The sequence below is a fragment of the Streptomyces sp. Y7 genome (assembly GCF_043195415.1).
Taxonomy (GTDB): domain Bacteria; phylum Actinomycetota; class Actinomycetes; order Streptomycetales; family Streptomycetaceae; genus Streptomyces.
The window spans coordinates 95,837-102,274 of record NZ_JBIDDQ010000030.1; the positions used below are offsets into that span (position 1 = coordinate 95,837).

Genomic DNA, 6,438 nt, shown 5'->3' on the forward strand with positions numbered 1-6,438 from the left:
GCTACTTCTCCTGCTCCTTGAGCTCGGGGCGGCCCGGCTGCTCGCCGCCGCGCTCCTTGATGTACGTCTCCGTCGGCACCATCACCTTGCGGCGGAACACACAGACCAGCGTGCCGTCCTGCTTGTAGCCCTTGGTCTCGACGTAGACGATCCCGCGGTCGTTCTTCGACTTCGACGGCCACTTGTCGAGCACGGTCGTCTGGCCGTAGATCGTGTCGCCGTGGAAGGTCGGCGCCACGTGCTTGAGCGACTCGATCTCCAGGTTGGCGATGGCCTTGCCGGAGATGTCCGGCACGCTCATGCCGAGCAGCAGCGAGTAGATGTAGTTGCCGACGACGACGTTCTTGCCGAAGTCCGTCGTCTTCTCCGCATAGTTCGTGTCCATGTGGAGCGGGTGGTGGTTCATCGTCAGGAGACAGAAGAGGTGGTCGTCGTACTCCGTGACCGTCTTGCCCGGCCAGTGCTTGTACGTCGCGCCGACCTCGAACTCCTCGTAGGTGCGTCCGAACTGCATCGCGCTCAGGCCTCCGGGATCTCGAACTTCGACGTGCGCTGCATGCCGGCGGCCCGGCCCTTGCCCGAGATGACCAGCGCCATCTTGCGGCTGGCCTCGTCGATCATCTCGTCGCCGAGCATCGCGGAGCCCTTCTTGCCGCCCGCCTCGGACGTGTAGTAGTCGTACGCGTCCAGGATCAGCTCGGCGTGGTCGTAGTCCTCCTGCGAGGGCGAGAAGATCTCGTTGGACGCCTCGACCTGGCCCGGGTGCAGCACCCACTTGCCGTCGAAGCCGAGCGCGGCGGCGCGCTGGGCGACCTCGCGGTAGCCGTCGATGTTGCGGATCTGCAGGTAGGGGCCGTCGATCGCCTGGAGGTTGTTGGCGCGGGCGGCCATCAGGATCTTCATCAGGATGTAGTGGTAGGCGTCCGCCGGGTAGCCGGGCGGCTGCTCGCCCACGACCAGCGACTTCATGTTGATGGACGCCATGAAGTCGGCCGGGCCGAAGATGATCGTCTCGACGCGCTGGGACGCCGTCGCGATCTCGTTGACGTTGTTCAGGCCCTGGGCGTTCTCGATCTGCGCCTCGATGCCGATCTTGCCGACCTCGAAGCCCATCGTCTTCTCGATCTGGGTGAGGAGGAGGTCCAGGGCGACGACCTGCTGGGCCGTCTGCACCTTCGGCAGCATGATGCAGTCGAGGTTCTGGCCGGCGCCCTCGACGACCGTGACGACGTCGCGGTACGTCCACTCGGTCGTCCAGTCGTTGACGCGCACGACCCTCGTCTTGCCCGTCCAGTCGCCCTCGTTGAGGAACTTGACGATGGTGTGCCGCGCCTCGGGCTTGGCGAGCGGGGCGCACGCGTCCTCGAGGTCGAGGAAGACCTGGTCAGCCGGGAGACCCTGCGCCTTCTCCAGGAAGCGGGGGTTCGAACCGGGTACTGCCAGGCACGAGCGCCGCGGGCGGAGACGGTTGACGGTCGTCATGCGGGGACCTCCAGGGGGTCGAGCTTGTTCGCTTTCCGGATCTCGTCGACGATGCGGCCGATGATGCCGGTGATGTCGAAGTCCTTCGGGGTGAAGACGGCGGCCACGCCCGCGGCCCGGAGCTGCTCGGCGTCACCATTCGGGATGATGCCACCGGCGATCACGGGTATATCTGTGGCACCGGCCACACGGAGCCGTTCCAGGACGTCCGGAACCAGCTGCGCGTGCGAGCCGGACAGGATCGACAGGCCGACCGCGTGCACGTCCTCGGCGAGGGCCGCGTCCGTGATCTGCTCCGGCGTCAGCCGGATGCCCTGGTAGACCACCTCGAAGCCGGCGTCACGCGCACGGACGGCGATCTGCTCGGCGCCGTTGGAGTGCCCGTCCAGGCCCGGCTTGCCGACCAGGAAGCGCAGCTTGCCGACGCCGAGGTCGTCCGCCGTCAGCTGCACCTTGCGGCGGACGAGGGACAGCGCACTGCCCTCCTCGGCCGGCACGGCCACCGGGGCCGACGAGACACCCGTGGGCGCCCGGAACTCACCGAACACCTCGCGCAGGGCCCCGGCCCACTCGCCGGTCGTGACGCCGGCGCGGGCGCACTCCAGGGTGGCCTCCATGAGGTTGGCGGTGCCCTTGGCGGATTCCTTCAGCTTCTCCAGCGCCTTGCACGGGCGCGGGTGGTTGAAGGGCGGCTGGTAGCGGGTGTCGCGCCAGTGCTCCAGGCCCGCGATGACCCGGGCCTCGACCGCCGGGTCGACCGTCTGGATCGCGGTGTCCAGGTCGGCGGTCAGCGGGTTCGGCTCGGTCGTCTCGAAGATGTTGACGCCGATGATCTTCTCCTGGCCGGACTCGATCCGGGCCCGGCGCTCGGCGTGCGAGGAGACGAGCTGCGACTTGAGGTAGCCGGACTCGACGGCGGCCATCGCGCCGCCCATCTCCTGGATCCGCTCGATCTCGGCGAAGGACTGCTCGACCAGGGCCGCGACCTTCGCCTCGATGACGTGCGAGCCCTCGAAGATGTCCTCGTACTCCAGCAGGTCGCTCTCGTGCGCCAGGACCTGCTGGATACGCAGCGACCACTGCTGGTCCCAGGGCCGGGGCAGCCCCAGCGCCTCGTTCCAGGCGGGCAGCTGCACAGCACGGGCGCGTGCGTCCTTGGAGAGGGTCACCGCCAGCATCTCCAGCACGATCCGCTGGACGTTGTTCTCCGGCTGTGCCTCGGTCAGACCGAGGGAGTTGACCTGGACGCCGTACCGGAAGCGGCGCTGCTTGGGGTTCTCGATGCCGTACCGCTCGCGCGTGACCTGGTCCCAGATCCGCCCGAACGCCCGCATCTTGCACATCTCCTCGATGAAGCGGACGCCCGCGTTCACGAAGAAGGAGATACGGGCCACGACGTCCCCGAATTTCTCGGCGGGGACCTGCCCTGAATCGCGTACGGCATCGAGAACCGCTATCGCGGTGGACATCGCGTACGCGATCTCCTGGACCGGCGTGGCGCCCGCCTCCTGCAGGTGGTAGCTGCAGATGTTGATCGGGTTCCACTTCGGGATGTGGGAGACCGTGTACGCGATCATGTCCGTCGTCAGCCGGAGTGAGGGCCCCGGCGGGAAGACATGCGTTCCCCGCGACAGGTACTCCTTGACGATGTCGTTCTGGGTCGTGCCCTGGAGCTTGGTGATGTCCGCGCCCTGCTCCTCGGCGACGACCTGGTAGAGCGCCAGCAGCCACATGGCGGTGGCGTTGATCGTCATCGAGGTGTTCATCTGCTCCAGGGGGATGTCCTGGAACAGCCGGCGCATGTCACCGAGATGGGCCACCGGCACGCCGACCCGGCCGACCTCGCCGCGGGCGAGGATGTGGTCGGAGTCGTAGCCGGTCTGGGTCGGCAGGTCGAACGCGACCGACAGACCGGTCTGGCCCTTGGCGAGGTTGCGCCGGTACAGCTCGTTGGACGCCTCGGCCGTGGAGTGACCGGCATAGGTCCGCATGAGCCACGGCCGGTCCTTCTCCCGCTTGCCTTCGGCGGGCTGACGCTCAGTCATCTATGACCTCGGGTGTCTCAGACGTTGCGGAAGCGGTTGATGGCGTCGATGTGCTGGGCGCGCATCTCCTCGTCGCGCACGCCGAGACCCTCCTGGGGGGCGAGGCACAGGACGCCGACCTTGCCCTGGTGGAGGTTGCGGTGCACGTCGAACGCGGCCTGGCCGGTCTCCTCCAGGGAGTAGACCTTCGACAGGGTGGGGTGGATCTTGCCCTTCGCGATGAGCCGGTTGGCCTCCCAGGCCTCGCGGTAGTTGGCGAAGTGCGAACCGATGATCCGCTTCAGCGACATCCACAGGTAGCGGTTGTCGTACTCGTGCATGTAGCCCGAGGTCGAGGCGCAGGTGGTGATCGTGCCGCCCTTGCGGGTGACGAAGACGCTCGCGCCGAAGGTCTCACGGCCGGGGTGCTCGAAGACGATGTCGATGTCCTCGCCGCCGGTGAGTTCGCGGATGCGCTTGCCGAAGCGCTTCCACTCCTTGGGGTCCTGGGTCTGCTCGTCCTTCCAGAACTTGTAGCCCTCGGCGCTGCGGTCGATGATCGCCTCGGCGCCCATCGAGCGGCAGATGTCCGCCTTCTGGTCGCTGGAGACGACACAGATCGGGTTGGCGCCGCCGGCCAGCGCGAACTGGGTGGCGTACGAGCCCAGTCCACCGCTCGCGCCCCAGATCAGGACGTTGTCGCCCTGCTTCATGCCGGCGCCGTTGCGGGAGACCAGCTGGCGGTAGGCGGTGGAGTTGACCAGACCGGGAGCGGCGGCCTCCTCCCAGCTCAGGTGGCCCGGCTTGGGCATGAGCTGGTTGGACTTGACGAGCGCGACCTCGGCGAGGCCGCCGAAGTTGGTCTCGAAGCCCCAGATGCGCTGCTCGGGGTCGAGCATCGTGTCGTTGTGGCCGTCCGAGGACTCCAGCTCGACGGACAGGCAGTGCGCGACGACCTCGTCACCGGGCTTCCAGGAGTTGACGCCGGGGCCGGTGCGCAGGACGACGCCCGCGAGGTCGGAGCCGATGATGTGGTACGGCAGGTCGTGGCGCTTGGCCAGGTCGCTGGTGCGGCCGTAGCGCTCGAGGAATCCGAAGGTGGACAGCGGCTCGAAGATCGAGGTCCACACCGAGTTGTAGTTGACCGAGGAGGCCATGACGGCCACCAGGGCCTCGCCCGGGCCGAGCTCGGGCAGCGGCACCTCGTCGAGGTGGATCGACTTGCGCGGGTCCTTGTCACGGGTCTCAAGGCCCGCGAACATCTCCGTCTCGTCCTTGTGCACGGTGATCGCGCGGTACGACTCGGGGAGCGGCAGGGCGGCGAAGTCGTCCGGCGTCGAGTCCGGCGACTGGATCGCGTCCAGAATGGCCTGAGTGGTCACGGTGTTGCCTCCGGCGATGCGCACCCTGAGGGAGGGGTGCTGAGGGTTACGTCGGTGCTGCTGGGGGATTTGGTGGTTGCCGTCGGTTCGGCGGTTCTTGCTGTTCGGCAGCGCTTTGTGGCGCGGGAGGTTGCCTGTGACGCAGGCGCCCGGGCGCGCAGGTCCCGGGAGGGACTTGCGGGGACAGCCGACGTACGAAAGGTCTCTGCACGCCGGCCGCCCGGACACTTTCAACGTATGGCACCGCGTGTCACCTGGCAAGGCACCGAGTGCCAGAACTTGCTCTCAGATGAAATCTTTACGTAACAAATGAGCGATGATCGATCAAAGCTACTGGCGAGTAGGTACTAATCGGTTGCTATCGGTCGTCGCCCGCCGGTCATCCGCACGGCATCGGCCGGACACGCGAGATTCCTCGCTCTCGCGCTCCGCGGCTCGTGCCGCAACGCCCGGCGGCTCCCCGCTCGTGAACGCACAAACGCGCGATGGTTCCCGCTGGGGGATCCATCGCGCGCGTCCTGCTGTGGCACCCGGGGCCCTGACCGGCCCGCCGCGGGCCCCGGGAGCGGTGTGTCTAGGCCCGCTCCTTCAGCGCCTGCTCGATCGTCCGCATCACCTCGTCGAGCGGGGCGTCGGTCCTGGCCACCGTCACCAGCACCTCGCCCTGCGCGGCCACCGACGCCGGCGCCGTGCGGGGCGCGGTCTCGCGGCCCGCCCCGATTCCCGACCCGAAGGTCCTGCGGACGATCGCGAAGGCGTGGTCGAGCTGGGCCTCCACGTCGCCCTGGCCGCCGGCCCGCAGCCAGCGCCGCAGCACGTGGTTGTGCGCGGTGACCACGGCCGACGCGGCGACCTCCGCCAGCAGCGGGTCGTCGTTGGCGTCGTCGTCGTGGGCGTGCTCGTCGAAGTGGCCGAGGAGGTAGCGGGTGAAGAGGCGCTCGTAGCGGGCCACCGAGGCGATCTCCGCCTCACGCAGGGTGGGCACCTCGCGCGTGAGCTTGTAGCGGGCGACCGAGATCTCCGGTCGGGCCGCGTACATCCGCATGACTTCCTTGATGCCACGGCACACCGTGTCGAGCGGGTGCTCGTGGGCCGGGGCGGCGTTCAGCACCGCCTCGGCGCGGATCAGGGTGTCGTCGTGGTCCGGGAAGATCGCCTCTTCCTTGGAACGGAAGTGGCGGAAGAACGTACGGCGGGCGACCCCGGCCGCGGCCGCGATCTCGTCGACGGTGGTCGCCTCGTACCCCTTGGTCGCGAACAGCTCCATCGCCGCGGCCGCCAGTTCGCGGCGCATCTTGAGACGCTGAGCGGCCGCGCGACTGCCGGCGGCACTTTCCGGCGCGTCGGGCGTGGTGGGTGTACGTGAGGACTTGGCGGGCTGGGACATGACCCGAACGTACTGCATGTGCGCAGCTTGATGCGCATGCACGGGGTTTCCCCCGCCCTTGGCGGGCGGGGGAGTGCCGGGTTCGGCGGGCGGGAGCGGGCCACGCCGGGCGACCGGGGGCGGGCAGCCGGTCCCGGGACTCGGCGTACATGGCGTCCAGGAC

General features: G+C 68.4%; 5 protein-coding genes. All 5 read right to left on the bottom strand.

Annotated features, from left to right (window positions below; translation table 11 throughout):
* Position 1: 1 nt before the first annotated feature.
* Positions 2 to 514 carry a MaoC family dehydratase gene (locus ACGFW6_RS39435; RefSeq protein WP_030948303.1) on the bottom strand — a complete coding sequence of 171 codons (513 nt, stop codon included), beginning with the start codon at positions 512 to 514 and terminating at the stop codon, positions 2 to 4.
* Positions 515 to 519: 5 nt separating this feature from the next.
* On the bottom strand, positions 520 to 1,482 hold the full coding sequence (locus tag ACGFW6_RS39440; RefSeq protein WP_048579464.1) for a CoA ester lyase: 963 nt from the start codon (positions 1,480 to 1,482) through the stop codon (positions 520 to 522).
* Complete coding sequence (locus ACGFW6_RS39445) at positions 1,479 to 3,527, bottom strand: protein meaA (RefSeq protein ID WP_393521174.1); 2,049 nt, start codon at positions 3,525 to 3,527, stop codon at positions 1,479 to 1,481. The genes ACGFW6_RS39440 and ACGFW6_RS39445 overlap by 4 nt, the downstream gene beginning before the upstream one ends.
* 17 nt (positions 3,528 to 3,544) lie before the next feature.
* Entirely contained in the window at positions 3,545 to 4,888 is a 1,344-nt protein-coding gene (ccrA, locus tag ACGFW6_RS39450; RefSeq protein ID WP_393521176.1) for a crotonyl-CoA carboxylase/reductase, read from the bottom strand.
* A 574-nt stretch (positions 4,889 to 5,462) separates the two neighbouring features.
* On the bottom strand, positions 5,463 to 6,275 hold the full coding sequence (locus tag ACGFW6_RS39455; RefSeq protein ID WP_393521178.1) for a TetR family transcriptional regulator: 813 nt from the start codon (positions 6,273 to 6,275) through the stop codon (positions 5,463 to 5,465).
* Positions 6,276 to 6,438 lie beyond the last annotated feature (163 nt).

What these genes read in the sequence shown, in the direction of transcription:
- ACGFW6_RS39435 (WP_030948303.1), bottom strand. Translation starts at nt 514, where the DNA reads ATGCAGTTCGGACGCACCTACGAGGAGTTCGAGGTCGGCGCGACGTAC.
- ACGFW6_RS39440 (WP_048579464.1), bottom strand. Translation starts at nt 1,482, where the DNA reads ATGACGACCGTCAACCGTCTCCGCCCGCGGCGCTCGTGCCTGGCAGTA.
- ACGFW6_RS39445 (WP_393521174.1), bottom strand. Translation starts at nt 3,527, where the DNA reads ATGACTGAGCGTCAGCCCGCCGAAGGCAAGCGGGAGAAGGACCGGCCG.
- ACGFW6_RS39455 (WP_393521178.1), bottom strand. Translation starts at nt 6,275, where the DNA reads ATGTCCCAGCCCGCCAAGTCCTCACGTACACCCACCACGCCCGACGCG.